Source organism: Legionella feeleii (assembly GCF_001467625.1).
GTDB classification, from domain to species: Bacteria; Pseudomonadota; Gammaproteobacteria; order Legionellales; family Legionellaceae; genus Tatlockia; species Tatlockia feeleii.
Genome location: NZ_LNYB01000055.1, coordinates 1 through 570, shown reverse-complemented (window position 1 = coordinate 570; position 570 = coordinate 1).

Genomic DNA, 570 nt, shown 5'->3' with positions numbered 1-570 from the left:
GCAAGGAGGAAAGCGAAGCGGTCCTTGCAAAATGCTGTCACGTAGTTATTTTTTTTAGCGACTAAGGGAGGAATGATGAGGTGTTTTACTGTAATGGCGACTTGCGTTATCAAAAGGTTAATTGACCGTAGGTCAATTCCTTCTAGAGAAGGTTATCAACAGATAATCTTCTAGATGTAATTAATGGGATAATTAGTAAGAGAGGACACTTAAAGCCGATTCATAGGGACACTTAAGTAATAGTATGGAATATGTTATCCACACAAAGAAGAGCCTGCCTCCTGATAAAAATCGTAAAAAAGTTATTTGGTTGCCAATTGGATTGATTTTTGTGCGGGTGTAATTGGGGTTAAGTGGGTTAACCGTTCCATTGCTCCCAATCGCTCATAAGGGAGCATTTTATTTGCAGTAGGGGTGACCATCTTCGGAACGAAAATGGTAGGCTTAGGTTTCTTCGAAAGGCGCCTCACCTGCGGCTAGCAGCGAGTGAATACGCTTGCGTTCCTGTTCGCGCTGCTCACGCTGTTTGCGCTCTTCTTCTTTCAGATGGGTGAGTAAACTTCCAAGATG